At 69.8% G+C, this 26610-nt stretch carries 23 protein-coding genes and 1 pseudogene; 12 read left to right on the forward strand and 12 right to left on the reverse strand.

Translation table 11 applies throughout. The features are described from left to right. Positions 1-708 precede the first annotated feature (708 nt). The 3 genes and pseudogenes from ABZV42_RS29255 (at position 709) to ABZV42_RS29265 (ending at position 6182) form a co-directional block, all read left to right on the forward strand. On the forward strand, positions 709-1704 hold the full coding sequence (locus ABZV42_RS29255; protein WP_356054328.1) for an alpha/beta hydrolase: 996 nt from the start codon (positions 709-711) through the stop codon (positions 1702-1704). 27 nt (positions 1705-1731) lie between these two features. Continuing rightward, a pseudogene (locus ABZV42_RS29260) lies at positions 1732-2019 on the forward strand (hypothetical protein); the annotation flags it as partial. Positions 2020-2804: 785 nt separating this feature from the next. Continuing rightward, positions 2805-6182: a S8 family serine peptidase gene (locus ABZV42_RS29265; RefSeq protein WP_356054330.1), complete on the forward strand. Its 3378-nt coding sequence runs from the start codon at positions 2805-2807 to the stop codon at positions 6180-6182. Positions 6183-6326: 144 nt separating this feature from the next. Here the strand turns inward: ABZV42_RS29265 and ABZV42_RS29270 are convergent, their stop codons facing one another. The 3 genes from ABZV42_RS29270 to ABZV42_RS29280 form a co-directional block, all read right to left on the reverse strand. Next, positions 6327-7325: a helix-turn-helix domain-containing protein gene (locus tag ABZV42_RS29270; RefSeq protein WP_355984889.1), complete on the reverse strand. Its 999-nt coding sequence runs from the start codon at positions 7323-7325 to the stop codon at positions 6327-6329. A 189-nt stretch (positions 7326-7514) separates the two neighbouring features. Continuing rightward, positions 7515-7865 carry a VOC family protein gene (locus tag ABZV42_RS29275; protein WP_355984891.1) on the reverse strand — a complete coding sequence of 117 codons (351 nt, stop codon included), beginning with the start codon at positions 7863-7865 and terminating at the stop codon, positions 7515-7517. 37 nt (positions 7866-7902) lie between these two features. After that, positions 7903-8382 (reverse strand): helix-turn-helix domain-containing protein, encoded by a 480-nt coding sequence (locus ABZV42_RS29280; RefSeq protein WP_356054332.1) that lies wholly within the window; start codon positions 8380-8382, stop codon positions 7903-7905. Between the two features lie 59 nt (positions 8383-8441). On the opposite strand from ABZV42_RS29280, the gene ABZV42_RS29285 reads away from it, so the two are divergent. Then, positions 8442-9905, forward strand: coding sequence for an MFS transporter (locus ABZV42_RS29285; protein ID WP_356054334.1), 1464 nt, complete (start codon positions 8442-8444; stop codon positions 9903-9905). Between the two features lie 299 nt (positions 9906-10204). Here the strand turns inward: ABZV42_RS29285 and ABZV42_RS29290 are convergent, their stop codons facing one another. The 3 genes from ABZV42_RS29290 to ABZV42_RS29300 form a co-directional block, all read right to left on the reverse strand. Then, on the reverse strand, positions 10205-13918 hold the full coding sequence (locus ABZV42_RS29290; RefSeq protein ID WP_356054336.1) for a S8 family serine peptidase: 3714 nt from the start codon (positions 13916-13918) through the stop codon (positions 10205-10207). A 395-nt stretch (positions 13919-14313) separates the two neighbouring features. Then, entirely contained in the window at positions 14314-14472 is a 159-nt protein-coding gene (locus tag ABZV42_RS29295) for a hypothetical protein (RefSeq protein ID WP_356054338.1), read from the reverse strand. Positions 14473-14580: 108 nt separating this feature from the next. Beyond that, complete coding sequence (locus ABZV42_RS29300; RefSeq protein ID WP_355985022.1) at positions 14581-14958, reverse strand: hypothetical protein; 378 nt, start codon at positions 14956-14958, stop codon at positions 14581-14583. Between ABZV42_RS29300 and ABZV42_RS29305 the strand changes: the two genes are divergently transcribed. Beyond that, positions 14888-15073, forward strand: coding sequence for an SDR family oxidoreductase (locus ABZV42_RS29305; protein ID WP_356054414.1), 186 nt, complete (start codon positions 14888-14890; stop codon positions 15071-15073). The two genes, ABZV42_RS29300 and ABZV42_RS29305, sit on opposite strands and share 71 nt — an antisense overlap. 197 nt (positions 15074-15270) lie before the next feature. Here ABZV42_RS29305 and ABZV42_RS29310 read toward each other — a convergent pair whose 3' ends face one another. After that, entirely contained in the window at positions 15271-16116 is an 846-nt protein-coding gene (locus ABZV42_RS29310; protein WP_355984902.1) for a helix-turn-helix transcriptional regulator, read from the reverse strand. Between the two features lie 298 nt (positions 16117-16414). Between ABZV42_RS29310 and ABZV42_RS29315 the strand changes: the two genes are divergently transcribed. Next, the gene (locus ABZV42_RS29315) at positions 16415-17377 is read left to right on the forward strand and encodes an alpha/beta fold hydrolase (protein WP_356054340.1); all 963 of its coding nucleotides are present in this window, start codon (positions 16415-16417) and stop codon (positions 17375-17377) included. Positions 17378-17792: 415 nt separating this feature from the next. On the opposite strand, the gene ABZV42_RS29320 is transcribed toward ABZV42_RS29315, so the two are convergent. Beyond that, positions 17793-18104: a hypothetical protein gene (locus tag ABZV42_RS29320; RefSeq protein ID WP_356054342.1), complete on the reverse strand. Its 312-nt coding sequence runs from the start codon at positions 18102-18104 to the stop codon at positions 17793-17795. Positions 18105-18349: 245 nt separating this feature from the next. After that, positions 18350-18982, reverse strand: coding sequence for a hypothetical protein (locus ABZV42_RS29325; RefSeq protein WP_356054344.1), 633 nt, complete (start codon positions 18980-18982; stop codon positions 18350-18352). A 229-nt stretch (positions 18983-19211) separates the two neighbouring features. Here ABZV42_RS29325 and ABZV42_RS29330 point away from each other — a divergent pair, with 229 nt between their 5' ends. Continuing rightward, on the forward strand, positions 19212-20465 hold the full coding sequence (locus tag ABZV42_RS29330) for a beta-propeller fold lactonase family protein (protein ID WP_355984910.1): 1254 nt from the start codon (positions 19212-19214) through the stop codon (positions 20463-20465). Positions 20466-20922: 457 nt separating this feature from the next. On the opposite strand, the gene ABZV42_RS29335 is transcribed toward ABZV42_RS29330, so the two are convergent. Beyond that, on the reverse strand, positions 20923-21654 hold the full coding sequence (locus ABZV42_RS29335; RefSeq protein WP_355984912.1) for an SDR family oxidoreductase: 732 nt from the start codon (positions 21652-21654) through the stop codon (positions 20923-20925). A gap of 95 nt (positions 21655-21749) precedes the next feature. Between ABZV42_RS29335 and ABZV42_RS29340 the strand changes: the two genes are divergently transcribed. Together ABZV42_RS29340 and ABZV42_RS29345 are read left to right on the forward strand one after the other, a co-directional pair. Then, complete coding sequence (locus ABZV42_RS29340) at positions 21750-22601, forward strand: LysR family transcriptional regulator (RefSeq protein ID WP_356054347.1); 852 nt, start codon at positions 21750-21752, stop codon at positions 22599-22601. A gap of 530 nt (positions 22602-23131) precedes the next feature. After that, positions 23132-23551, forward strand: a complete 420-nt coding sequence (locus ABZV42_RS29345; RefSeq protein WP_355984916.1) for a contact-dependent growth inhibition system immunity protein — start codon at positions 23132-23134, stop codon at positions 23549-23551. 111 nt (positions 23552-23662) lie between these two features. Here ABZV42_RS29345 and ABZV42_RS29350 read toward each other — a convergent pair whose 3' ends face one another. Next, positions 23663-23887 carry a UBP-type zinc finger domain-containing protein gene (locus ABZV42_RS29350; protein WP_355985014.1) on the reverse strand — a complete coding sequence of 75 codons (225 nt, stop codon included), beginning with the start codon at positions 23885-23887 and terminating at the stop codon, positions 23663-23665. 166 nt (positions 23888-24053) lie between these two features. On the opposite strand from ABZV42_RS29350, the gene ABZV42_RS29355 reads away from it, so the two are divergent. After that, positions 24054-24257, forward strand: a complete 204-nt coding sequence (locus ABZV42_RS29355) for a hypothetical protein (RefSeq protein ID WP_355984918.1) — start codon at positions 24054-24056, stop codon at positions 24255-24257. A 380-nt stretch (positions 24258-24637) separates the two neighbouring features. Here ABZV42_RS29355 and ABZV42_RS29360 read toward each other — a convergent pair whose 3' ends face one another. Then, on the reverse strand, positions 24638-25330 hold the full coding sequence (locus tag ABZV42_RS29360; RefSeq protein ID WP_356054349.1) for a hypothetical protein: 693 nt from the start codon (positions 25328-25330) through the stop codon (positions 24638-24640). A gap of 297 nt (positions 25331-25627) precedes the next feature. Between ABZV42_RS29360 and ABZV42_RS29365 the strand changes: the two genes are divergently transcribed. Continuing rightward, the gene (locus ABZV42_RS29365) at positions 25628-26119 is read left to right on the forward strand and encodes a DUF2975 domain-containing protein (RefSeq protein ID WP_356054352.1); all 492 of its coding nucleotides are present in this window, start codon (positions 25628-25630) and stop codon (positions 26117-26119) included. After that, positions 26119-26340 carry a helix-turn-helix transcriptional regulator gene (locus tag ABZV42_RS29370; RefSeq protein ID WP_356054354.1) on the forward strand — a complete coding sequence of 74 codons (222 nt, stop codon included), beginning with the start codon at positions 26119-26121 and terminating at the stop codon, positions 26338-26340. The genes ABZV42_RS29365 and ABZV42_RS29370 overlap by 1 nt, the downstream gene beginning before the upstream one ends. Positions 26341-26610: the final 270 nt, after the last annotated feature.

Raw genomic sequence — 26610 nt, forward strand, 5'->3', positions numbered from 1 at the left:
TGTGGACGCGCAGAGAACACAGTGTCAGGCGAGCGAAGGAAAGGGATCAACAGCTCGCGAAAGGCTTTGCCCTGACCATGCCTTCCAGGTGGGACGTTGGTGATCTTTGAGGTCGTCGCCGGAGGCTTTGCGTTGCTCGGCGGTCCAGGGGTCGCTACCGGAGCGCCATGCTTCGGCGAGGGGGACCCTGTCACCGTTCCCGGCGCCATCGGCGGCGAGGGCATCGCCGCCCGGCTGACCCGAACACCGGCAAACGGCTCCCCCACCGGCCGCACACCATCCCGCGCGGCTGACACGTCCAGGGCGCCAAGGGCCTCGACAACCCGAAGACCTCCGTCGAGAAGCTCACAGGCGACCGCGGCGCCCTGTTCAAGCCCGGCGAACAGGGCAGCTGCCGAGTCCGGGCCGGGGTGCAGGACGGGATCTGCTGGAACGGTTCGGGCCATTGAAGACCGCCTGCGAACGCCAACGGCTCGGGTCACCCAACCGTGCATCGGGCCCATGTGTATGAACTCTCGGATGAGTAGCTGGTAGCGGAGCAAGCACACGATTGAAGCGCACAGGGGCCAGAGGCCCTTTGAACCGAAAGTACCCAGATGCGACCTGAATGGGTGCGCCGATTCGCTCGTGTGCTTCGCCGCGAATGCGGGTTTGTCGCGTGATGGACAGGCTTCCATCAGCCAGCCCGTCCATCGAAGGAGAGCACCCATGACGCCGTCCTCTGCGCCGCGACCCCACCGCCGCCGAATACACGCCGCCGCTGCCGCACTGCTCACCGCGGCGGCTCTGTCGGCGTCGGTGCCGGCCTTCGCCGACGGAGGGGCCGCAGCCTCAAGTGCCGACACCGAAGCAGGTGCCGCCGGCAGCAAGCCGACCGTCGTACTGGTGCACGGCGCGTTCGTCGACGCGTCCAGCTGGAACGCCGTCGTGGGACGCCTGCAGAGCCACGGCTACCGGGTCATCGCTGCTCCCAATCCGCTGCGCGGTCTGCCTGCCGACTCTGCCTACATCGCCAGCATCCTCCGCAGCGTGAAGGGCCCCATCGTCCTGGTCGGCCAGTCGTACGGTGGCGCAGTGATCAGCGAGGCCGCCACCGGCAACCCCAACGTCAAGGCACTCGTGTACGTCTCCGCCTTCATGCCGGACAAGGGCGAGACGCTCGGCCAGCTCGGCGCGAAATTCCCCGGCAGCGAGCTCAACCCGGCCTTGGTGCAAGTGCCCATCAAGAACGCGGACGGCTCCTCGGGCACAGATCTGTACGTCTCGCCGGACAAGTTCCGCGCCGTCGCAGCCGCGGACCTCCCCGAGGCCGCCACATCGGTGGCGGCTGCGGCCCAGCGTCCCATCTCGGCCACGGCCTTCACCGACAAAGTCACGTCCGCCGCGTGGAGGACCATCCCGTCCTGGGCCGCCGTCGCCACCAACGACAAGGCCATCTCACCCGACTTGGAGCGCTTCCAGGCCAAGCGCGCCGGGTCGCACACCGTCGAGATCGACTCCTCACACAGTGTGATGATTTCCCACCCTGACGCCATCACGGACCTTATTCTCGCTGCCGCCCGCGCGGAGTCCGGCACCCCGGCCCTCGCCGAAACAGGACTCACCACTCTCGGGCGCGTCGGGGTCGGCGCGGCCGGCGCGATGCTCATCGCGGGCACGGGACTTGTTGTGGTCAGTCGCAAACGGTCCGCCAGCAGGCACTGACCGGCAGAGTAGTTCCGCCACCAACCGCCCAGGCCAAGCCAGAAGGACCTTCGCGAGATCGGTGTCAGCCTGCGGGACGAAGGTGATCGGCTCCGAGTGCTGGCTCGTGCGGAGCCGCTCTTGGGCTTGCCGCCTCGGCCGTGCAGGCCGCCGCCAGTTCGTCTGCTTGCCGGGCAATCGGTCCGCTGGCAGTTGAACTGCCGGTGCACCAGCGCCTTGGGAATCCGCGGGTGGTCGTACTCGCTCGACACATTCAACATCGCTTACGGCCCCGTCGACCGGGATGCCGTCCTGTCGGAGCCGACCGTGCTCGTTCGACCGGCGTCTCGTCCAGGCGCGCTTGCAGCCCTGACGGACAACGGGTCGCGCTTCGAGGCATCTGATCTGTCCGGCCGGACGGGGGCGGCACGGTTCGTCCATCTCCCGAATGTGCCGTCAGCGGGCCTGGCGGGGCGGCTGTCTGACGGGCCTCGCCACCGGTGGAAGAAGGTCTCCCGGGTCCGGTCCGGGGGCCGAGCCCTATCGGCGGGGTCCGTCGCGTCCCCGGCACCTGGATGGCCGCACGCGCCAGAGGCGGGGCGAGCTGGGCGCCGGACAGGGCTTCCAGCATCCATGTCCCGCGCCGGCCCTGCGCGAGCACCTTGAGTGGCCTGGTCTCCATGTCGTCGCCGGCCGACTTCACCAGGGCGGCGACGAGGTGGCCCGGAGAACGGCCATCCCTGGACGTCACGACCGCATGGGCTCCGCGCGAGCAGAGGTCTCCCGCCGCCCCACCTGACGAACATCGCGCATTCCCAGTCGGCCCCGCGCGAGCGGAGGTGTCCCGTGCTGTTGCAAGATCCCGTGCGAGGACCCGGTGTCGACCCCGTACGAGGACCCGGTGTCGACTCCGCGCGAGCGGAGGTGCTCCGGTGGAGATGCCGCGGGCGTCCGCCTCCGGGGAGCGGCTCGCTCGGTCCGTCCACGAGCCGCCGACCTGGCCTCTTTTGCCCTTTTTCTGAAGCATAGGGGCTGGCGTAAAGGTGACTTGACGCCTGGTGGACAGGGCAAACTGCTGACCTCGGCACTTGACGGCACCACGCTGTCCTCCCATGAGAGACATGAACAACAGGTGGCGCCGCGGGATCCGCCCTCCCCGGCCCCGGCATACGGTGGCAGCCGCCGCCCTCGTGGCGCTCGTGGCCGGTCTGACCGCCGCCCCGGGCGCCGCGCAGGACCTCGGCCCGCACACCGGGCGAACGGAAGCCGCCGCGCAGACCGGAGCGGCCCGGGCGCCGATCACCTCCCGGCATCAGCTCACCCTGATCACCGGCGACCGCGTCACGCTGGAGACGGACACCTCGGGCAAGCAGAGTGTGTCGGTCGAACCCGCCGAGGGCCGCGAACGAGTCGCGTTCATCAAGCGCCAGGCCGGTCGCGACTGGACGGTCATACCCGCCGACACGCTCCCGCTGCTCGCGACGGGCCGCCTCGACAAGGCGCTGTTCAACGTCTCCGCCCTGGTCCGGGGCAAGTACGCGCAGCGGTCGAGCCTGCCGCTGATCGTCGAGTACGCCGGGGACGCGGGCACCGCCCGGCGACAGCTGGCCGCCGCCGGCGCCGACACCGTCCGCCCCATCGGCGGGACCCCCTTCGCGACCCTCGGCGAACACCGCGCGGACGCCGCCGGGTTCTGGAAGGGCATCGCCCCCGGCCGGGCGGACGCCACGTCCTTCGGAGCGGGTGTGCGCCGGGTCTGGCTGGACGGCCACTCCAGGATCCAGCTCGACAGCACGGTGCCGCGTATCGGCGCCCCGCACGCCTGGGAGAAGGGCTACACCGGCACCGGCGTCAAGGTCGCCGTGCTCGACACCGGTTACGACCCCGACCACCCGGACCTCAAGGGCCTCGTCACCGAGTCCGCGAACTTCACCACCGAGCCGAACACCGATGACCTGAACGGTCACGGCACCCATGTGACCTCCACGGTCGCCGGTTCCGGCGCGGCCTCCGACGGCAAGTACAAGGGTGTGGCACCCGGTGTGCAGATCCTGTCCGGCAAGGTGTGCACCGCGGACGGCAACTGCGACAACTCGGACATCGTCGAGGGACTGGCCTGGGCCGCCCAGCACGGCGCCAAGGTGATCAGCCTCAGCCTGGGCGACACGGACACACCGGAGACCGACGCCCTCGAGGCCATGGTCGACACCGTGACCCGTGACTACGGCACGCTGGTCGTGGCCGCGGCCGGCAACAGCGGTCCCGGCAAGGTCTCCTCGCCCGCCTCCGACGACCGGGCGCTTGCCGTCGGCGCGGCCGAGGAGGACGACGACCTCGCCGCCTTCAGCTCGGTCGGCCCGCGGGTGGGCGACTCCGGCCTCAAGCCCGACATCATCGCCCCCGGCGTCAACGTCGTCGCCGCGAGGGCGGGTGGCACCACCGCCGACGACGGCTATGTCGCGATGAGCGGTACGTCCATGGCCACGCCCCATGTGGCCGGAGCCGCCGCCATCCTGTTCCAGCAGCACCCCGACTGGACGGCGGAGCAGGTCAAGAGCCAGTTGATGCAGTCGGCGACCGGCGCCAAGGAGCACGGCGCCTACTTCCAGGGCGCCGGACGTGTCGACGTCGCCCGGGCGGTCGACCAGGACGTCACCGCCGACACCGACGCACTGGACTTCGGGCTGATCCGCTGGACGGACGGCAATCGGCCTCCGGTGACCAAGAGCATCACCTACCGCAACCCGGGCGCCGCGCCGGTAACCCTTCAGCTGAAGGACAACCCGAGCACCGGGAAGAAGGACGTGCCCGCCCCCGCCGGGCTGTTCCGGCTCAGCGCCGACACGGTCGTCGTGCCCGCGCACGGAACCGCGGCCGTCACCCTCACCGCGACCCCGGAAGCCACCGCGACGTACGCCGCCTACAGCGGTGCGGTGATCGCAAGCACCGCGGACGACCAGGTGTCGGTGCGCGTCCCGTTCGGCATGGACGTCGAGCAGCCGTCCTACGACCTGCGCATCGGCATGAAGAGCCGCACGGGCGCCGCCCCCGACAACGCCTACCTGCTGGTCAACTCGGCCGACGGCAAGGCGTACGAGGTCGAGGCGCTCGGCAGGAGCAGCACGGTGGTGCGACTGCCGAAGGACACCTACTCGGTGAGCGGCTTCTACTTCGACGCCTCCTTCACCGAGGGCACCATCGTCGGCGTGCCGAAGGTCGTGATGACCGCCGACCGGCAGGTGACCATCGACGCCCGGAAGGCGAGGCCCGTCACGGTGTCGGCACCGAGCCGCTCCGCGCGCATCATGTCGGCCGAGATCGGCACGATCAGCATGGCCGACCAGCTGCTCTCGGTCACCATGAACAACGCGATCGGCACCGACCACATCGACGGCGTGTACGCGGTGCCGACGGCCCGGTACAAGGACTCGAAGTTCACCTACCTCGTCACCAGCGTCTGGGGCGACCCGGCCGGCGCGGACGGGAACCCCGCCTCGGTCTACTACCTCACGCGACCGGTGCACGGCGCCATCCCGGCAGATCCCGCCTACCACCCCCGCACGTCGGAACTGGCCAGGGTGAACACCACGTTCGCCGCCACCACGCCGGGAACCACGGCCACGCGCATCGTCTGGACGTACGTCGGCAACATACGCTTCAGCGGCCGGGCGATGGAGGGAATCCCGGTCCCGGCCCGGCGCGTCGACTACTTCTCGGCGGCCGAAGGCCTGCGCTGGCAGACGGCCTTCGACCAGAACAGCTTCCTCGACCCGAACGCGCACGGGCAGAGCTACCTCAGCGACCTGCACGGCTACCAGGCCGGCTCCCGGGTCGAGGAGCGCTGGAACGGCGGGATCCAGGCCGTGGGACTCTCGTCCCAGATGGCCGCCTTCCGCGAGGGCGACACGATGTACCGGCCCTTCCAGTCGGCCGCGAACGGCAACCTCGACCTGGTGGCCGACACCACGTCCGGCCTGCCCGAGGTGAAGCTGTGGCGCAACGGCGAGCTGGTCTCCCAGGACTGGAGCATGAGCGACGTCCCGGCCGACGCCACCCCCGCCGACTACCGTCTGACGGTCGAGCACGACCGTGACATGGCCCCCAGCTCCGTCTCCACGAGCGTGCGGGCGGAATGGCGGTTCCGGTCGCAGAGCACGGCAACCCGGCAGGCGCTGCCGCTGTACGCGGTCCGTATGTCGCCGAAGCTGGACGAGTGGAACCGGGCAGAGGCCGGCCGCAAGCTCGACATCCCGGTCCTGATCCAGCGGACGGCCGGCGCACCGGCGTCGCCCATCCGCCTCTTCACCACCGAGGTCTCCTTCGACGAGGGGAAGACCTGGCAGTCGGTGCGGGTCAAGGGTTCCAGCATGGAGCGCACCGTGACCGTGGAGCACCCGCGCCGCGCCGCGGGCGGCTCGGTCAGCCTGCGCGTCCACGTCGAGGACGCGGCGGGCAACTCCTTCAAGGAGACCGTCATCAAAGGCTACCTGCTCAAGTAGCCGCCTTCACGGAGTAGTCACGTCCTCGAGCAACTGCTTCCGCGAGCAGCGCAGCCCGGCCGCAGCGGCCGCAACGCACACGGACAGGGCCCGCCGGACATGTCCGGTGGGCCCTGTCCGTGTGCGTTGCGGCGTCCGCCGTGCTCAGAGCCAGTCGCGGCGGGCCGCGTGCCAGCCCAGCTGCATACGGGTCGCGACGCCCGCCAGGCCCATCAGGCCCTGGATGCGCCGCTGGACGGTGCGCTTGCTGACCCGCAGCTGTCCGGCTATCGCCTCGTCCGTCATGCCGGCGACCATCAGGGAAAGCAGGTGCCGGTCCTCCCCGACCGGCGAGGCGGCGTCCGTGGTGCCGGCGCCGCGGATCTGGCCCTCCTCGGTCACCCGGAGCGGGGCACCGATCTCCCAGTGGTGTTCGAACAGGGCGATGAGCGTGTCCAGCAGGCTGCTCTCCCGCACCACCGCGGCCCGCAGTTCACGGGGGTTGCTGGACGTGCCCGAGGCGGCCAGCGGCAGGATGGCCACCGAGCGGTCGGCGATCGCCATCCGCAGCGGCAGCAGAGGCACCGCCCGGGCGACCTCTCCGGCGCACACGCCCTTGACGACGTAGTCCACCGAGTCGGGGTCGTCGAAGTACGCCTGCTCGTACAGGGCCCGGTAGAGCACGCCCCGGTCCAGCGCGTCGAACTCCTCGTGATTGCTCTCCGGGGACATGGCCACGTACTGGGCCTTCACGAACCACATCATCTCGCGGTCGGCGCCGTGCTGGAGCTGGCGCAGATGCTGGCGCAGTGCCGCCGCGCCGGTGATGATCTCGACGGCCTCGCCCGTGCTCCGGGCCCATGCGCTGCGGCGGTGTGTCTCCGCCAGTTCGTAGACGGCGGCCCGGGTCTGTTCCAGGGCGTCGAAGTGGCGTTGGAGCCGGGGCATGAGGGCCACTTGCGGCGGCACGGCCGTGAACCATTCGGGAGTGTCCTCGACCGACGACGCCAGGCCCTTGTGCTCCAGCGCGCGCAGCAGCAGCCGAGCGGTCACGACGTCGAGGTCCGAGCGGCCGGAGATGTCCTGAGCGGACGCCGTCCCGGTGGCGATCAGAAGGCGGTACACCTCGCTCTCGTCGGCCGTCAGGCCCACCGTCTCCAGCATGTCGCCACCTTTCTCACCTTCCGGGCCGCCTTCGCCCGGGTTTCCGCGGGGGGAACGCGGTCGTCCCGGCGGATGATTCCGCCAGAACCCTGCGACCAGGCGCGACGACGGTTGTCGCCGGCGATCTGGTTCACCGTGACGGGATGGTGCCGTCAGCATCCGGTGGACCCGGGCGGGGCCGCTCGAGTGTCACAGACTGTGGGCCACGGGGTGGCGAGGTTCGTACAGCGGCAGTTCGGCGCCACTGGGCAGACGCACCGCCGTCAGCCTGCCCCAGCGCTGTTCGCTGACCGGGCGGGTGATCTCGACGCCCCGCGCACGCAGTTCCTCGAGCTGGGCGTCGAGGTCGTCGCACATCAGGCAGAACTCGTGCTGGGGGGCGCCCTCGGTGGGGTGTACGGCGATTTCTGCCGGGGGCAGCTTGAAGATCAGCCACCCGCCGCCCGCGTCGACACCGGGGAAGGCGAGGACGTCGCGGATGAAGGCGCGGTCGGCCTCCGCGTCCTGGCTGTAGAGGATGACGTGGGCGCCGTTGATCATGCCGGACCTTCGTTTCGCTGAGGTGGGGCCGTTCGGTCTAAGGGGTCGTCACCGGGCCCGACTGGTCCCAGCCGGGTACGAGGTCGTCACGGTGGATATCTTCCCCGTGGACCCGCTCGCCGCAGGTCTCGCACACCGTGTGGGTGACGAGTTCGTGATCCCGGTGCCGGATCCGGGCAGGCGGTGCGGTGACGACCCAGCGGTCGCCCCAGCCGATCAGCTCGCGAGTGATGGCCCCCAGATCGCGCCCGGCCTCCGTCAGGTAGTAGCCGCTGTAGCGGGCGTCGTCCGGCAGCGGGCGCCGTTCGAGGACACCGCCCTCCACCAGCGCCTTCAGGCGCGCGGCGAGCCGGTCCGTGGGAGCGCCGGTGTTCCTGGCGATCTGCCGGAAGCGGTGGTTGCCGAGTATGACCTCGCGGATCGCCGGCAGGGCCCAGCGGTCACCGATGATCTGGAGGGCCGCGGCGAGGGAGCACGGGCGCCCCGCCATGTCCCGGGGGTCGATGCGTGTGGTCACCGTCCCAGTATCACCCGGCCAGGTTTGATTTCCAAATCACCCTGTGCTTGGGTTGCATCATGTCCATGCTGCTTCGATTTTCAAAGCACCCTCGGGCGGCCGCCGTCGTCGTCCTGGTGGCCGTCTTCATGACCAACCTGGATCTGCTGATCGTCAACGTCGCGCTGCCCGCCGTGGGAAAGGACTTCTCCGAAGGCGGTGGCGCAGCGGGCCTCGGATCGCTGTCCTGGGTCCTCAACGCCTACGCGATCACCTTCGCCGCGCTGCTGGTGGTGGCCGGGCGTGCCGGAGACCGCATAGGGCAGCGGCCGGTCTTCCTCGCCGGGATCGCCGTCTTCACGCTCGCGTCGCTGGGCTGTGCCCTGGCCCCGAACCTGGGAACCCTCATCGTGGCCCGGGTAGTGCAGGCCGTAGGGGCGTCGGCCCAGATCCCGACCTCCCTGGCCCTGCTGCTGGCGGCGGTGCCGGCCGAGCGCCGCACCCAAGCCACCCGCGGCTGGGCCGGGGTCGGCGGACTCGCGGCGGCCGCCGGGCCCGTCGCCGGTGGCCTGCTGACCGAGGTGGACTGGCGGTGGGTCTTCGCCGTCAACCTGCCCATCGGCATCGCGGCGCTCGTCGTCGGCCGATCCGCGCTGCCGAAGCCGGCCGCGCGGGAGACCGGGCCGCTGCCCGACCTCCTCGGCGCCCTGCTGGTCATCGTCTCGATCGCTTCGATGTCCGGGGCGCTGGTCCAGGCACCCGACCAGGGCTGGACGAGCGGCGAGACCCTACTGCTGCTGGCCGTCGCCGTGATCGGCGGCGCCGCGTTCGCGCTCCGGTCCCTGCGGCACCCCCGTCCGCTGTTCGAGCTGGACCTGCTGCGGCTGCCGCGCTTCGGTGCGGCGAACGCGGGCAGTCTCCTGTTCGGCGTGGCCTTCTCGATCATGCTGCTGTCGAACGTGCTGTGGTGTCAGGAGGTCTGGCACTGGAGCGCGCTGCGCACCGGTCTCGCCCTGGCCACCGGCCCCGCGCTCGTGCCCGTCGTCACCGTGCTGACCACCCGCGCCACGCAGCGCTTCGGGCAGGGACCGCTGATCACGGCGGGCGGCGTGCTGTTCGCCGGTGGCATGGTCTGGTTCGCGATCTTCGCGTCGGTCACACCGGACTACGTGAGTGAGCTGCTGCCCAGCCAGCTGCTGACCGGTGCCGGAGTGGGCCTGGCCCTGGGCACACTGGTGGCCGCTGGCGTGCACGCGGTACCGGGACACCGTGCGGCGACCGGGTCGGCGCTGGTCAACTCAGTGCGCCAGATCTCGGCCACGATCGGCGTCGGCGTCCTGGTCGCGGTCGTCGGCTCCCATGTCGACGCCACCTCGCACCACGACTTCCGGGTCGTCTGGTACACAGCCGCGGCGCTGAGCCTGGCGACCTCGGCGGTCGGGGCGCAGCTCAGCCGAGGACGGGGCCGGAGCCCCGAGCAGACGGGACCCGCCGCGCCGAAGGAAGCCGAGGCGACGGGGCAGGCTCTGCCGCAGACACCCTGACCGGCCGCCGCCCCGCGCGCGAGAGGTGTTCGCCGTCCTCGGGGCGAAGAACCTGCTGCCGCGCAGTCCGCCACGCGCCCGCCGGATGACGGAGCGACGGAATTAGCGGCTCGCTGTGCCGGCGGCGCCGATCCACTGCTCATGCCGCGGGGCCACAGTCGGTCGACGAGCAGCCGCTTGCCGTTCCGCGACGAGGTCTCCTCATGGATCCTCTGACAACTGGGAGCACCGCGTGGGTGGGGCCGCCGGCTGCGGTCCCACCCACGCGGTGCTCCCAGTTGATCTCCCGGGGTGTGACGTCAGCGCAGGCCGAAGGCCCGGGTGATCGTCTGCGAGACGGTGTTGCCCGCGCTGTCCCGGGCGCCGACCCGGAGGGTGACGAAGTCGGCGGACCGCGGCGCGCGCAGGTTCGTCCGCCATCCGTCGTCGCACCGGCTCAGGTCGGTCCGCTGCCAGGTCGCACCGTCGTCGTACGACACCTCGACGGTCGGCTTCCCGATGGTGGCGGTGGTGCCCGGCAGGTGCGAGGCGGTCACCGTCAGGCCGGCGTGCCGGTCGGCACGGCCGGACTTGTCGGTGTCCACGCCGTAGTCGAGCTGGATGAGCGGCAGGGACACCGCCGCATCGCTGCCGGTGACCGCGGAGGTGAAGTCCCACTCGGTCAGCGTGTGCGTCGAGTACGGGTCGGCCCAGGTGCCGCGGTCGTTGTCGAGGACCAGCCGGTAGGGCAGGCGCTCGGCGCCGAGGCCGGGAACCTGCAGGTACTCGGCGTTGCCCCAGTCGAGCTGCCGGTCGCCCTGGTAGAGCGACATCCAGTCCTTGACGTCGAAGTTCGCGCCCGCCTCGCCGACATGGCCGGACCCCGAGTCACCCCAGCCGGGCGCGGTGATGTACATCGTGTCGAGGTAGCGCACCGGCTGGTAGTTCACCGGGCCCATACGAGGCCGCTGGATCGGGCCGAACCAGCTGACCTTGCCGGTCCTGCGCGCCGGGTAGTTCAGCGGGTTGATGGAGTGCTGCCCGGTCTCGCCCTGGATGAAGGCGTCGTCGAGCCACGTGGTGCCGGCGGTGACCCAGTCGGTGCGCCGGCCCTGGGCGGGCGCGGTGAGCTGGTTGCCGACGGCCCAGCCGCGCCAGACGTCCGGACGGAACTCCAGCGCCTTGCCCTGCCGGTAGTTCCGGAAGGAGACGTTCACCCGGCCGAGGTCCTCGGACCCCTCACGCCAGGTCGGGTCCGCCGGAACGGCGCCCGTCCAGTGGTGCACGACGTCGTAGACGTAGTCGGTCGTGGGGTGCGAGGTGACCTTCAGCGAGACCGCGCCGTGCCGAAGTTGGCCGAGCAGGTCGGCGCCCTGGTCGGCGTTGAGCGTCGCCACCGTCACCGGGGCCGGGCTCTGAGGGCTCCAGGGGTTCTCGTCCCAGGGCTCCAGGCGGCCGACGCCGTCGTTGACGACCAGCAGCAGCCGGGCGCCAGCGGCCGCGGCGGCCTCCGCCTGGGCCTTGATCCCTTCCGTGCCGGCGCCGCGCACCACGACGGCCTTGCCGCGCACGTTCTGCCGCGCGAGCTCCTCGGCCGTGCCGTCACCGGCGAAGACCGCCGTCAGGTTCCGGGTACCGGCGGGCAGCGGCGTGGCCGCGCGCTTGACCAGCGGGTCGTTGAAGGTCGTCGACTTCGTGCTCACGGTCAGCGCGGGCTGCTCGAGGCGGAAGCGGGCGCCGGTCTCGAACTCGCCGTCGGTGACCTTCTTGCCGGTCGGGAGCGCCCAGATGCTGTCGTACGACGGGTCCGGCAGCATGGACGTCTCCACCAGGCTGTCGGTGAAGGACCGGTGGGCGTCCAGGCGCGGCGCGACGGCGGTGGTCTGCTGCGGCACGCGCGCCAGGATCCGGCGTGCCTTGCGGCCGTCCAGGGTGACGGTACGGTCCCGGTCCAGCTTCACGTCGTTGAAGGCGAGCAGCACCATGCCGCGCGAGTGCGGGCCTTCGGCGCCCTGCACGTCACCGGTGAGCCAGCCGCTGTAGCTGCCGACGGGCAGCCTCGCCGTGCCGGTGCCGGACGCGTCGAGGTCCATCACTGTGAAGAGGTGCTCGGCAGTCAGGACGACCCGGCCCTCCAGCGGCTTGCCCGAACGGTCCTTGGCGACCACGGTCAGATTCTGCCGCTGGCCCTCGCGGGCCGCGCCGATCAGGGTCCGGGCGCGGACCGCTCCGCTGCCGTCCGTACCGGTGATCATGGCGCTGACCGACCGGTCGCCACCCAGCTTGTCCACCTCCGCCGTCAGGGTGACCGTGGCGGTGCCGTGGGCGGGCACGGTGACGTGGTCGGCGGAGAGGCTGAACAACCCTGCCGGGACGGTGCCGTTGACCGCCAGGTTGAGGTCGGCCGGTGCGTCGCCGACGTTGGTGTACGTCACCGTCCGGACATCGGTCTGCCCCGGCTTCGGCGGCCACGTGTAGAAGCCGGAGTAGGCGCTCGTGGTGGCGAAGACCGTGGTGTGCACGGCCGCCAGCGCGTCGAGCCGGCCGGCGCCCGCCTGGTACGGGGTGTACGCCGGGGTTGCCTTGGCGCTGCTGACCAGCGCCTCCTTGAGCTGGGTGCCCGTCCAGTCGGGGTGCTCCGAGGCGAGGAGCGCGGCGGCACCGGCGACGTGCGGCGTCGCCATCGACGTGCCGCTCATCGTGGTGTAGTAGCCGGAGCCGCGCCTGTAGTGCGAGCGCGCCGCGACGATGTCGACGCCGGGCGCGGTGATCTCCGGCTTCAGCCCACCGTCGCCGTCACGCGGGCCCTGACTGGAGAAGTCGGCGAGCGTGTCGGTGGAGTCGACGGCGCCGACGGTCAGCGCGGAGTCTGCGGCACCGGGGCTGCTGATGGAGTGCGGGCCGCCGTTGCCCGCCGCGATCACGAACAACGCGCCCGTGTCGTGGCTGAGTTCGTCGACGGCTTGGCTCATCGGGTCGCTCTTGTCACCGCCGCCGCCCAGGCTCATGCTGATGATCCTGGCCTTCTGGTCGCGGGCGGCCCACTCCATGCCCGCGATGATCCAGGATTCCTGGCCGCTGCCCTCGGAGTTGAGCACCTTGCCGACGGCCAGCCGGGCGCCGGAGGCGACACCCCGCTCCTTGCCGTCGGAGGCACTGCCCGTGCCGACGATGGTCGAGGCGACGTGCGTGCCGTGGCCGTTGTAGTCGGCGATGTCGTCCTCGCCGGGGACGAAGCTGGCGCTGTCGGACACCTGCCCCACCAGGTCCGGGTGTTCGGTGTCCGCGCCGCTGTCGAGCAACGCGACCTTCACGCCCTGGCCGGTGTCGCCCTCCGCCCATACCTTCTGCGCGCCGATCTGGACGGTGGAGTCGGCCAGGTCTGCCTTCACCTTGCCGTCGAGCCACACGTTGGCGACGCCGCCCGTGAAAGACGGCTTCGCGAACCGGGCCGCCGCGCCGGAACCCCCGGTGAGCGAGGACCAGAACTCCGGTGCCTGCTTGTGGTTCTGCGCGAGGGCCGCGCCCTGGATGCTGTCCAGGCGGCGGACGTCGGTCGAGCCGGCCATCTTCGTCCGGGTGCGGGCCTTGGCGGCGGCTCCGGTGTAACGCACGATCAGCGGCAGCCGGGAGCTGTGCGCGTCGTCATAGCCCTCGGCGATCAGCCGCGTCACGTTGAAGAGCTGCTTGTCGAGTTTGCCGGCGCTCACATATGGCAGGGCGGCGTCGGGGTAGACATAGGTGGCGCCGTCCACGACAGCGCGGTGGAAGCCGGTGGTGGCTCCGCTCGCTGCTTGGAAGGAGCGCACGACGGTGCCGTCGGCGGCGGTCCCGATGGTGACCTTGTCACCCGTGATCAGGGTGATGGTGTGCGTGCCGGCAGCGCCGGGGGTTCGGTGTCCGGCGTCGTTGTGCGACGCCTCACCGGTGGAGTACGCGGACACAGCGGCAGTCGCAGGTATGACGCCGAGTGTGAGCGCGGCCGCCACGGCGAGGGCGATCGGCCCGGGCCGGGGGATGGGAACCTTGGGCAAGGAAGACTCCTGAGACGCGGCGAAGATCGAAAGATCACTGGATCCTCCGGCCTCCCCCACCGTCGTTCAAGGGGTCACACATGTCGCTCTTGTGCCATGGCGCAACTGCGCCGCGAGCAGACGGGGTTGTCGGCCACCGCGCGTCCGGGGGACGGCGGCGGGCCGCCCCATGAATCCGGCGTGTCGAGGGACGGAGCAACGGGCCTGTGGGGCATCCCGGTCGGCGGCTTGTCTTCTGCCTGTGGATGATCCGAGGCGGCGAACTGAGACGGTTCACGCCTCTGGAGCCGTCCGAGGAGGACGCGGACTTCCGTCTGGCCTGACATGCTCTGCGATCGGCCAATCGGTCGGAAGTCTCAACCTCTGAGGGCCACGCTGCCCCGCCGACCGTCCGATCAGGTCCAGTCCGACGGTGGCTGCTCGACGCCGCCGCCTGTGTGCGGCAGCTGCACGTAGTCCTCGGCGCCGGAGGGAAGAGCGGAAACGCAAGCCATCGAGCCGGCGTCGACCAGCAGAGGCAGGACCTCGGTGGCCACCCGCAGGGAGATCCACACCTGGTGGAGCCCGGCCTGCGGCCCGCCGTCCCGGTGGGCGCCGCGACCGCCGCCGAGCGGCGCCCCCGGAATCGCGACAGCGTGCGAGGGGGCGAACCATCACCACGCTCAGTTGCGGCCGCGCCGCCGTTCAGCCGGGGACGGCGCCAGTTGCCGCAGCCGGTCCCGTACCGCACCCAGCGCATCGGACAGCGCTTCCGCCTGCCGGTCGTCCAGGGCGTCGAACATGCCTTCCTGCACGACCGCGACATGGCCGGGCAGTACCCGTTCGAGCAGCTCTCGCCCCGCGTCCGTGATCACTGCGGCGACCGCGTGCTCATCGCCCGGGGAGGGCACGCGTCGCAGCAATCCCGCCGTCTCCAGGATCGAGACCGACATGACCGCGGCCATCTCGAGCAACCCGGTCATGAAGAAGATGAACGAGCGCATCATGAACAACACCGTTCTGCTCCGCCGGACCGGCAAGGCCGATGAGATCGCGAACACGGCGCTCTCCCTCCTCAGCGACGAGTCCTCCTACATCACCGGACCGACATCGTCGTCGACGGGGGCTGGTCCTCCTGCGCCGAGTACCTCATCAACGAGCGCTCGCACCACATGATCAGCCTGATGAAGAAGAAGGAACAATGGCACGAGTTCGTCCACCACTTCCGGTGAGCTGAGGCTCCCTCAAGCCGTGATCCTGTCGACATCCACACCTCAGAGGGAGGAGTGGTGTTGGTCGAGCTCGTGGTCACAGGGCCGTTGAGGAGTTGCAAGCGAATCGCCGCGCCGCTTGAGCGGGTTGACCCGTAGCAGTCAGTCGGTCGACTGAGGGCTCTGCGCTCTGGCGTCACGTAAGAGGTCGAGCTTCGCTCGCGCGTCAGTTCCCTCGACGGGAAAGAACGCGCGCAAGGTGAGGTCCGCCTCGTAGGTGAGCAACACCTCGCAGGTCACGTCCAGCACTCCGACTTCGGGGTGCAGGATGCGTTTGCGGTACGTGCGGCGCTCGGCGACCTCATGCCGCTCCCACAACGAGCGGAACTCGGCGCTGCGTTCCAACAGATCGTCCACCAAAGACGCGACGTCGTCCTCACCGGCGCGGCGTGCGTGCGTGGCGCGCAGCTCGTTGACGTGCGCGGCAGAGTTTCGAACCCAGTCTTCTTCCGGGAACAGGTTGCGAGCCCCGGGTTCGGTGAACCACCGCCACGTGTTGTTGCGGGCCCGTCCAGGGTCGTCACTCCGGCGGCCGAGCACGATGTCGGCGAGGCCGTTCTGCCACAGCACCTCGTCCAGATCGGTGCAGATACAGACCGGGATGTCGGCGAGCCGCTCGGCCAGGCTGATCAGCCCTGGACGGATGGACCGGCCGGCACGACGTGTCGGTGGTGTCAGCCCAGCGAGGTAGAAGAGGTGGTCGCGCTCGTCCAGGTTGCAGCGCAGCGCGCGAGTCAGGGCGGCCACGATCGACTCGGACGGACGTGGCCCTCGGCACTGCTCCAGCCGCGCGTAGTAGTCGCTGGATATGCCGACCAACTGCGCTACTTCGTCTCGCCGCAGACCAGGCGTGCGGCGTCGCACACCGTCGGGCAGACCGACATCGGCGGGGAGCAGTAACTCACGACGGCGGCGAAGGAAGTCGGCCAACCCGACGCGGTCAATCATGTATTTATCATGCCAGTCGATCATCCAGGGTCAGCCAGTCCCTGGATAGGTTGCCCCTGTTACGGGCGCGGCGACCAGTGCACTGTGGCGTCATGACCACCCGGCCTGCTCCCCGTCGCCTCGGCCCCGCCGGCCTTCTGGTGAGCTCGCCCGACCTTGTCCGCATCGGTCTGGGCGCCCACCGCCGTACGGACGACAACCGCGCACGTAGGACTCACGCGTACCTCAATGCCAGCGGCGCGCTGCTGGAAACCGACGTTTTCTACGGCGCAGGACACTATGAAGGAGACCCTTTTCCATGAGCGCACCGATCAGCGAAGCCGGAGATATTCCGGTGAGCGAGCCCACTGCTGTCGTCACGTACAGCCCGGTGGTACTGGATGTCCCAGGTCGAGCGGTCAGTCTCGAGATGAAGGTCTCAGCGCCGGAGACGGGGAGCGACCTCCCGGTCATCCTGCTGTCCCACGGCCACGGGATGACCAACTTCCTGTCGTCACTGAACGGCTACGGCCCGCTCGCCAACTTCTGGGCGGCGCACGGCTTCGTCGTCATCCAGCCGACCCACCTGGACTCCGTCGCACTCGGTCTTCGCGAGGCCGACGATCCACAGGCCCCGCTGTACTGGCGTACGCGTGGCGAAGACATGCACCACATCCTGGACAGGCTCGACGAAATCGAGGCGGCGGTTCCGGGCCTCGCGGGCCGGTTGGACCGAGGCCGGATCGCGGTTGCCGGGCATTCCCTCGGTGGTGCGACCGCCTCGATGCTGCTGGGCATGCGGGTCACCGACCCGAACGACGGGATCGAAGTGGACCTGACCGACGCCCGGGTCAAGGCAGGAGTGATCTTCGGCGCCCCTGGCAGCGCCGAAGGTCTGGCCGACTGGGCAGCGGAACACTACCCGGTGACGAAGGGCAACAACTTCTCGAACATGACGGGCAAGGCGCTCGTGATCGCGGGTGACAAGGACCTGAACCCCAACTTCTCCGAGCGCCTCAGCTATCGCTGGGACACGTACACCTTGAGCCCGGGCCCGAAGACCCTGCTGACGGTCTTCGGCGCGGAGCACATGTTCGGTGGCATCTCCGGTTATGACGCGGTCGAGGCTTCCGACGAGAACCCGGAGCGTGTCTCCACGCTGCGCGCGCTCGCCTGGGCCTACCTCCGCTCCGCGCTGTATGAGGACGACCCGTCGTGGGACAAGGCAGTCGCGGAATTGGAGGCCCGCCCGGAACCCTTCGGCAGGATCGAGTCGAAGTAGCCCCTCACCGAGCCTGAGTGACGAAGACCTCCGTAGTCCACTCGGCGAAGGCGATAGACGGTTCTCGGCAACTCCTCACCTCCGGACCGGAACCCCGCGACCTGCGAAGACGCACTGGCCTCGGGTACGACCGCTCAACGCTGCCAGAGCATCGCAATCAGCGGCAGATCAGCTTGCCCCAAGGGCGCAGGTGACGGACACCGGTTGTCACTTGGACAGCTGTCGATCCATGACAGACCGCCAAGATCGCCGGCGAGATCTGCTGGCGGCCTCAATCGCCGAACCACCAGGCGCGGTACCCGCTGAACACGTCGCTGGCTGATCGCTCGATCATTCCGTTGGCCCACAAGCCCGTGACTTCGCTGGACCCACCTGCCGATGAGCGCCTGCCCGACTCAAATCCGCTCGGGCCGACTCAGATGCGAGTGGCGTCGAACTCGAGGAAGGCGTCGATGCCGAGCTTGCGCATGGTGAACCCGATCGGTTCCGGCAGGTCGGCGCGGGCCTCCGCGCCACGCTTGCGGGGTTGGCTGAGTGTGTAGCGGCGCCCGCCACGGCTGATCGCGCCACCGTCGGCGGCGAGGATGTTCAGCGCCCAGTTCGCGTTCGCGTTGTAGGCCAGCCCGACGATGAAGCCGGTCTTGGTTCTGATGACGGTCGTGGCCGGCCATGTCGCGGTGATCGAGCAGAGCGTTCGACGAACGCCCGAGACCGCTGCTGGTGCCACACTCCTTCGCCTGGTCACAGATGCCTATGAGGGAGGGTTGCCCGCTCTCGTGCCGCCACGCCGGCCCGGCACCCTGACCGTCCGGTGAGCGCCCGCCGTCCCGGCGGCTGCGCCGGCGTGGCCGCCCATGGGCCAGGCCCGGCGATCATGCTGCAGACGCGGTTGGCCGCGCACTCCTCACCTGCGGCTGACCGGCTGGTGACGCAAGATGCCTCTGGCCCGCACCTGCTTGGCAGGGGCGGCGCTCAGCATCGTTGGCGGCGGGAAGCCTTGTCGTCCGTACCGGTGGGTCCGCTGTCCGCGGTCCCCCAGGCGAGGAGCGCGAAGCCCAGGGCGAAGCCGAACATCGTCCAGACACCGCGCGGCCAGAAGATGTGGCTGTCGACGAAGGACCAGCCGGCGCCGAGGAGCACCAGCGTGCCGGGCAGGATCCGGACGCCGTGCTTCGGGAACAGCGCGACCGCCGTGGCGGCGATGGCGCCGATGAGCGCGTAGACGCCGACCTGCCCGAGCATCTCCCCCGTGTCGTACAGCGGGCGTTTGACCGGCCCGAGGTCGGCTGTCGCGCCGACGTGCTCGACCGCGGTCCCCGCGGCTATACCGGCGACCGCGTCGAGGCCGGTGTAGAAGGCCGCGTAGCCGAAGGCACCCGCCCAGGCGACCACCGTGGCGAAGCCCGCGAGGCCGGGTCGGGGCCGGTGCCAAAGAGGCACCAGGAGACCGACCGTGAGCAGCGGAAAGACCGGCAGGAGCACGATGTGCAACTGCGTCCAGTCCGAGGCCGTCGATCGGGACAGCCCATGCGGATGCGCGATGCCCGCCACGGCCAGAACCAGTGGGGCGGTGGTGGCGAGGGCGATGTTTCGTATGGTCAACACGCCTGCGAGCGTAAGCGCGTGACGCCGTCGGATACGGCCGCGTAAGGGTTCCGTAAGACTCTCGCCGGGGCGATCGACGCCACGGCACCGCGCGCCAGAGAACCGTCTTACGAGAGTCTGACGCGCCCACAGTTCCCTGTCGCCACACGGCTCCCACCGTCCACTCTGGTGCGGTCCACAGCCCGTGGACCGCACCGCAGGGACACACCTACAGGGACGGGAAGCGCACATGCACAGCACCCCCCAGAACAATGGCCGCACGAACCGATCCGCCGGCATCCGGGGCGGTCACCGGGCGAAGTCCAGGACACGGCGCATCGTGATCGGCGGCGGGGTTCTGGCCGCCGCAGCGGCGGCCACGGTGGCCGTGACCGCGGCCTCGGCCAGTCAGAACTCCGGGAGCACGGCCGGGGCCGACCACAGCGTCTTCGTCCAGGGCAACGAGTTGGGCGGCAACACCATCCATGTGTTCGCCCGTGGCGACGACGGCACGCTGAGCGCCTCGGGGACCTACGCGACCGGCGGGAAGGGCGGTGACCAGGTCGACGCCCCGACCGACTCGCTCGCCTCCCAGGGCTCACTCGTCTACGACGACGCCTCGGGAACACTGCTGGCCGTCAACGCCGGCAGCGGCACGGTGACCTCCTTCCACGTCGAAGGAAGGCAGCTCAAGGACCGGCACGTCGTGAGCTCCGGCGGCAAGTTCCCTGCCTCCATAGCGGTACACGGCAGGGTCGCGTACGTCATGAACGCGGGTGGGCAGGGCAGCGTCCAGGGCTTCGAGATCACCGGCAAGGGGCTGCGGCCGCTGCCCGGGTCCTATCGTTCCCTGGGCCTGGACAACAAGGACATCCCCCTGTTCTCCAGTTCTCCCGGCGAGGTCGCGTTCACACCGGACGGACGCGACCTGATCGTCACCACCAAGGCCGCCAACACCGTCGAGGTCCTCCCCATGAAGCGGAACGGCCTGCCGGCCGTCGCCGCACCCGTCGTCAACAAGTCGGCCGGCGGTGTTCCGTTCGCGATCAGCTTCGACGCGTCCGGCAAGCGGATGCTGGTCGCGGAGGCCGCGAAGTCCACGGTCACCACCTACAAGGTCCGGCAGGACGGCACACTGAAGGTCCTCCAGGCGCCCTTGCCCAATGGCCAGGAGACCCTGTGCTGGCTCGAGCGAGCGGGCAACCACTTCTACGGCGGCAACACCGGCAACTCCACCGTCACCGGGTACCGCATGGACAGGCACGGCCGGCTCTCCCTGACCAACGACGTGGGCATCGCCGCACCGCCCTCGGCCAAGTCGCAGGGTGTGATCGACCTCGCCGTGACCGAGGACGAGAGGTTCGTCTACGTCCAGAACGCCGTCTCCGGTACCGTCGACGGCTTCCGCGTCAAGGCCGACGGCTCTCTCACCAAGGTCACGACAGCCGACGAGGGCCTGCTCGCCTTCGGCGAGTCCGGCATGGAAGGCATCGTCGCCGTCTGATCCTCAGCAGCCGTCATCGAGAACCTCTCCGGATGCAAGTGGCGGCTACGGCGCGCGCCGCGGTCGGCCGGACTTCCCGGCCGGAGCCCCTCCGAATATGAGGGGTTCCGGCCCTGCCTCGAAGCAGGTTGAGCAGCACGCCGGGCCCACGGGGCCGTACGTTCTGCGGCTGACTGGGATGTCAGCCGCCTGCGGGACGGTGATCCGTGAGAAGTAGGGCCGGCGGGCCGGCGAGGAGGAGGAAGCGTTCCTCGCTCACGGCTTTGAGCGCATCACGCATGGGCCACCACATGGTGAAAGCGGTGCATGACCAGCTGGTCGAGGAGTTGGTGGGACGAGCTCAGGCCAGGCTGTACGGGCGGCGTTGAACCCAGTTATGTTCAGCTGTACGTGGTGCGTGCTCCGGGGCGGTGCTGTGCTGGCGGGGCTGGTGGCTCTGCCATGACCGCCATGTACATCACCAGGGCACTACGCCGGCGTCGTCGAAGAACTTGCCGGTCGGGCCGTCGTCGGGCAGGGTCGCGAGTTTGATGGCGATCGCCGCGCCCTGTTCGGGGGTGCGCACGCCGCGGAAGCCGTTGAGGTCGGTCGCGACGTAGCCGGGGCAGCCGGCGTTGATCAGGATGTTCGTGCCGCTCAGCTCCCGGACGTACTGGAGGGTGACGGCATTCAGGAACGTCTTCGACGGCGCGTACGCCACGGCCACCGGACCCGCCGTCTGCTCAGCAGCGGCTCCTGACTGCCGGGTGAGGGAGCCGACACTGCTGGACATGTTCACGATCCGCGGTGAGGCGGAGCGGCGCAGCAGCGGCATCATCGCGTTGGTGACGCGGATGACGCCGATCACGTTGGTCTCCACGACCGTCCGGATGACGGCGGGATCGACCTGGGTGGGCTCCTGCGGCATGCTGCCTGTGATGGCGGCGTTGTTGACGAGCACGTCGAGGCGCCCGGCCTGCTCCTCGATCAGCCGTGCGGCGGCGGTCACGCTCGCGTCGTCGGTCACGTCCAGCGGTACGGCGAACGCGTCGATGCCGGCGGCGCGCAGTTTCTCCACCGCGACGCTTCGGCGCCGATCGTCGCGGGCGCCGACGCCGACGCTCCAGCCGAGGGCGCCCAGGCCCGCGGCGATCTCGTAGCCGATTCCCTTGTTCGCGCCGGTGACCAGCGCGATCGTCCGTTCAGTCATAGGGGCCATGCTGCCCTCGGACCTCGGCCGGGGTCCAAGACCGATCGGGTGCGCAACGATACCGTCAGGATATTGATCCGGGATAGCGTGGCCGTATGGAGACCCGGGAACTGCGCTATTTCGTCGCTGTCGCTGAAGAGCTGCACTTCGGGCGCGCCGCACAGCGGCTCGGGATCGCGCAGCCGCCTTTGTCACGGGCGATCCAGCAGCTCGAACGCCGGCTCGGGGCAGTGCTGTTGGATCGGACCAGCCGCACTGTCACGCTGACCGAGGCCGGCTCGGTGCTGTTGGTCGAGGGCCGGGCGGCCCTCGACGCGGTCGAGGCCGCCGAGCGCCGGACCCGCCGCGCCGCACTTTCCGTGACCGGCCGTCCCGGCCTGGTCCTGGTCACGAAGGCCAGTGCGTCCAGAGAACTGCTGGCGAAACTGCTCGACGCGTACGCCGCCGAACCCGGCGCGGTCCCCGTCGACGTCATCCTGTGCGGTCCGGCCGAGCAGGCACAACTCCTGCGCGAGGGCCGGGCCGACGTGGCCCTGCTGCACCGGCCGTTCGACTCGACGGCCGGTTTCCACACCGAAGAGCTCAGTGCGGAGGGCCAGGTCGTGATCCTGCCGGCCGGGCATCCGCTCACCGCCCGGACCCATGTGCACATGGCCGACATCACCCGGCTGCCCGGCCTGCCCCTCCCCCGATGGCCCGACCCCGACGGCACCTACCCGCCCGGCCCCGGCCCACAGGTCCGCGACCACGCGCAGTTGTTGCAGCTCGTCGCGCTCGGCCGTGCCTGCGCGGTCTCACCGGAGTCGTGCCGGGCCCAACTGCACGGCGACCTCGCCGCCGTGCCCGTGGTGGACGCGCCGACAGTCACCACCGTGATCGCCTGGCCACCGCACAGCCGGTCCACAGCCGTCGCCGATCTCATCCGGACTGCGACACGTCTCCAGTAGTTCCAACACGCCCGGCCAGCTTCCACATGTCGTGTCCAGGTTCAGCGGCTCCGACGTCAGCCATCAAGGCCCGGTGCGAACAATCAAGACCCGGTTCCCACTACCGCGTCCCGGCTCGGCCAGCTGGCCAACAAGCCCGGAAAGTCTGGCCACTCCTGCAAATGGCCCTCTATCGCGCAAAGGCACAGTGAAGATCACGATCCACTGCTGGAGTACGCGCGCCGATGTCGGTCGGTGGCGCGACCCCGCGCATGGTGTGCGCTCGAGGTCACACACCTCGGTGCCGTGGACACGCAGCATTTGCACGCCCGCCGAGCCCATGAACGCGAACGACGATGTCTGCCAACTCAGGGACACCACGCCCCGCCGGCGTGAAGCCCGCGTCGACGACGAGTCAAAGTCATCTGTCCCCAGAGCCCTTCCCTGGCATTTGTGGAGCGCACCGCCTTCCCGCGGGGCAACGCGGACACAGACGCACTCCAGTAGCTCCGCCTCCGCACCGCGGCGGCGGAGCACGAGAGGACCCGCCGATGCCCGAAGAGTTCGACCGCGACAGCTCCCTCGAGGAGTTGGAGGGCCTGCGATGGCCGGTTCCTCCCGCGGACACGACCCCGATGGTCCGGAGCGTGTACGAGCTACGGCGTCGACCGGTCTCAACCCTGAAACCGCAGGAGCTGGCCCGGCTGATCGGGCAGGATGTGGGACTGCCCTGGCTGCTGCCTCTGGCCGTGGAGATTCTGCGGGACACCGCGCCGACGCAGGCCGATGGTGGCTGGTTCGACCATGACCTGCTGTACGCGGTCGTCACCAGAGAGCCAGAGGTCTGGGCCACCGCCCCGGAGCCGGCTCACGAACTCAAGAAGGCCCTTGCCGCCCTGACCGACGCCTCGCGCTACGTCCGACGGGAGATCGACGCGTTCCTCTCGGCCCTGCCCCGGAACGATGCCTGACAGCGAGTGAACTCGGCCGTCGGACCGACCCGCTTTCAGGTCTCACAGCACCCCAGCCCATGACCTGTTCCGCCGCCGACAACGGGCAAACGTGAAGCTACCCTCCACCGCTTACCCCGGCGAGCGGGCGTCGTCCGGCCGCAGAAAGCGTTCATCGATGTAGCACCAGGCCCATGCCTCGGCGCCGGGTTCCGCGGAACGTGCAAGGGGGTGACCGCTCGATTCGAAGTGAGCGGTGGCATGGGCGCCCGGCGCGCTGTCACTGCATCCCATGTGGCCACAGGTCAGGCAAAGTCGCAGACGCGTCTCGGCCCGCCCCTGGGCGGCGCACTTCAGGCATACACGGCTGCGGGGCTCCGGCTCCGGCCCTGCGGCGAAGCCATGGGGGCAGCCAGGACCCTCCGGACGGCCACCGTCCGGCTGCACCACCCACACGGTCATGGTGTCGCCTTTCACCCCGGCCAGTCCCTGCGGTCGCTGCTGCAACAGTCACCGGTACTTCGTGCGTGCAGGTACCAGCGGATGCACAACTGCGGGCACGCCTGCACGCGAGTGGGGCAAGCCCGCCGAGAACGCCGTCGACGGCGATCCCTCGACGTTCGCACAGTCCACCATTGGCGCCCCATGGAGCGTGCAGGTCGACCTTGGCCGCGTCACCGAGGTCGGGCGGATGACCGTGACCCCGGACTGGGAGACGAGGATCTGATCGCCGACGGCGGCGGCCTGGCCGGCACCGGCGCACACTCGTATTCCGTCAACAAGTGATCCAAGGGGCCCACCGGGTCGTCCCTCGATTCACGCGCCCTCTCGGCCAAACGCCCATTGCCCTGCTGGGGAGTTGTCATTCCTTCTGACCGGGAGCGGCGTGGTGGACTGCCGTCGCAGTGCCGACCAAGAAGCTGCTTCGTCGTTCGGTTGCGAACCGGCCCGACGCCCGCCAAGGCGTGAAAGCAGACGGCCTTCCCGCACTCCTGGTCGGCTGCTCATTGCAGCACGCCTTCGACGACATGCCACAGAGCGATCAGCACATGCTCAACTACTACGACGCCATCCAACAGTGGTCCCCTGCGCAGCCGGGCCCGGCCATCAGACCTGGGCCGGCGCGCTCCCACTGGGTGAGTCCCTTACGCGCGTGGCCCGGGCCCGCCGGAGCGCTCCCCCCAGCCCCGCCAGCGCGGTGGCGGTTCCGGCTCCGACGGGAGCAAGCGGCCAGTACGCGATGGTGTTCCCGAAAGCCGCGCACCCCATGAGCACGAAGCTGGCCGCCATCGCGACGAGGAACCCGAACACCCAGGGGATGGCCCGCTCCTGCCGCTCCAGCCGGACCCGGCCGCCGCGGCCGGCCAGGTACGCGGCGGCGGCCAGCGCGAGGGCGATCAGATAGCCCATGATCAGCGGGTAGAGCATGAACAGTGCCATGTCCCACCCCCCGGGGTACCAGCCGAGCCACACGTCACGCCCGTCGATCTCCACAACCCGCCCCCGCCACAGGCCCGCCTGGACCCGCTGCCCCTCCCGGAAGCCGTTCGCGGAATCGTTCGGGACGCCGTTCACCGTCTTCGTCTCGTCGCCGATGCGCAGTTCGATCGTGTACTTGGTGGTGACGTACCAGTCGCCGCTGCCACCGCCCTGTCCTCCGCCGTCCCTCCCACTCGTCGTGTGGGACGTCAGCCTCGTGATGGTGGCCCCGGTCGTGTGCAACGTCCCGTTCGACTGTGCGTGCGCGACGCCAGTCTCCTCGTAGGTGCGCATGGCGAGCAGCAGGATCAGAGCAGCCATGACCAGGCGGAACACCCAGCGCAGCGCATGGCCCAGCACTGTCCTGGGCCGCCTCGTGCCCGGTCCAGTCCGCGATGCCGTGTCCCCGGTCTGCTCCCGCGCCATCGGGTCCCCCTCGCCTTCCGGTCGGGGACGGACGAGAGCCGTCCCACCGGATCACACGCCGCACAGCCGACCATGGTTGCGCGGTCGCCATCCGGCCGTGACCGCGGTGCGCTGGGTGGCGTGTGATCCGACGCTTGCCTCACCTATCGAGATTCGATAGATTCCCATCGTAGGTCGATGGAGGGATGGGTCATGGGAAAGCTGACAGTGCGCGCGCTGCGCGCCGTGCTCGTGGTGGTGCTCACCGGCAGCGTGCTGGTCCAGGCATTGATGGTGTGGGCGCTGGTCAGCGGGAACGACCCGGAGGACGGATCGCTCCCGCTGACCCCGATGCGCGTGAGCACGATCCTGGGAATCGGGGCGGCCCAGGTCGCCCTGGCCTGTGTATGGCGACTGGTGACGATGGTGCGGCGCGGAACCGTGTTCTCCCATGCCGCTTTCCGGTACGTGGACATCATCATCGGCGCGATCGTCGCGGCTGCTCTCGTGTGGTTCGCCGTCACGGCCCTGAATGCGCCCGGCCAGCGGGACGACCCGGGCGTCACCCTCATCATGGGCGGGATCGGCTTGGCCATCCTGGGAGTCGCGCTCATCGTGCTCGTGCTGCGGACGCTGCTCGCCCAGGCCGTCGCCCGCGACGTCGAAGCGGCGCAGATGCAGGCCGACTTGGACGAGGTGATCTGATGCCGATCGCCGTCGACATCGACGTGATGCTGGCGAGGCGGAAGATGTCCGTGGGCGAACTCTCGGACCGCGTAGGGATCACACCCGCCAACCTTGCGGTACTCAAGAACGGCCGCGCCAAGGCGGTGCGCTTCACGACGCTCGCCGCGCTCTGCGAGGTACTCGAGTGCCAGCCGGGCGACCTCCTTCGCTGGGAGACCGAGGACACCGCGATCGACTGAACCGTGCCTGCCGAAGCACTCGACGCACGTGGCTCCGAACCGGACCGGTGCAGCAGCCCAAGGACACTGACCAGGACGGACAGCGCCGCGCACCTCTCACACGCGGAACCGAAGATGCCGGCAGGCACTTGCATCGGGCACACGAGCGCGACGTTCAGGGTCGAATCGCCGACCGTGAACCACTCAGGGCCGGTCTCCTTCCCGGCGGCGCGGATCGCACCGGTCCGCGCGTGTTTGCGGTCACCTGCGTGGGACCGTGTCACAGGTATC

Origin of the sequence: Streptomyces sp. NPDC005281, from assembly GCF_040607495.1 — a bacterium.
Lineage (GTDB): Bacteria > Actinomycetota > Actinomycetes > Streptomycetales > Streptomycetaceae > Streptomyces.

Bases quoted from the DNA above. Each gene is read 5' to 3' on its own strand.
- ABZV42_RS29255 (WP_356054328.1), top strand. From the start codon at position 709: ATGACGCCGTCCTCTGCGCCGCGACCCCACCGCCGCCGAATACACGCC.
- ABZV42_RS29265 (WP_356054330.1), top strand. From the start codon at position 2,805: ATGAACAACAGGTGGCGCCGCGGGATCCGCCCTCCCCGGCCCCGGCAT.
- ABZV42_RS29270 (WP_355984889.1), bottom strand. From the start codon at position 7,325: ATGCTGGAGACGGTGGGCCTGACGGCCGACGAGAGCGAGGTGTACCGC.
- ABZV42_RS29275 (WP_355984891.1), bottom strand. From the start codon at position 7,865: ATGATCAACGGCGCCCACGTCATCCTCTACAGCCAGGACGCGGAGGCC.
- ABZV42_RS29285 (WP_356054334.1), top strand. From the start codon at position 8,442: ATGTCCATGCTGCTTCGATTTTCAAAGCACCCTCGGGCGGCCGCCGTC.
- ABZV42_RS29305 (WP_356054414.1), top strand. From the start codon at position 14,888: ATGAACGAGCGCATCATGAACAACACCGTTCTGCTCCGCCGGACCGGC.
- ABZV42_RS29310 (WP_355984902.1), bottom strand. From the start codon at position 16,116: ATGATTGACCGCGTCGGGTTGGCCGACTTCCTTCGCCGCCGTCGTGAG.
- ABZV42_RS29315 (WP_356054340.1), top strand. From the start codon at position 16,415: ATGAGCGCACCGATCAGCGAAGCCGGAGATATTCCGGTGAGCGAGCCC.
- ABZV42_RS29330 (WP_355984910.1), top strand. From the start codon at position 19,212: ATGCACAGCACCCCCCAGAACAATGGCCGCACGAACCGATCCGCCGGC.
- ABZV42_RS29335 (WP_355984912.1), bottom strand. From the start codon at position 21,654: ATGACTGAACGGACGATCGCGCTGGTCACCGGCGCGAACAAGGGAATC.
- ABZV42_RS29340 (WP_356054347.1), top strand. From the start codon at position 21,750: ATGGAGACCCGGGAACTGCGCTATTTCGTCGCTGTCGCTGAAGAGCTG.
- ABZV42_RS29345 (WP_355984916.1), top strand. From the start codon at position 23,132: ATGCCCGAAGAGTTCGACCGCGACAGCTCCCTCGAGGAGTTGGAGGGC.
- ABZV42_RS29360 (WP_356054349.1), bottom strand. From the start codon at position 25,330: ATGGCTGCTCTGATCCTGCTGCTCGCCATGCGCACCTACGAGGAGACT.
- ABZV42_RS29365 (WP_356054352.1), top strand. From the start codon at position 25,628: ATGGGAAAGCTGACAGTGCGCGCGCTGCGCGCCGTGCTCGTGGTGGTG.
- ABZV42_RS29370 (WP_356054354.1), top strand. From the start codon at position 26,119: ATGCCGATCGCCGTCGACATCGACGTGATGCTGGCGAGGCGGAAGATG.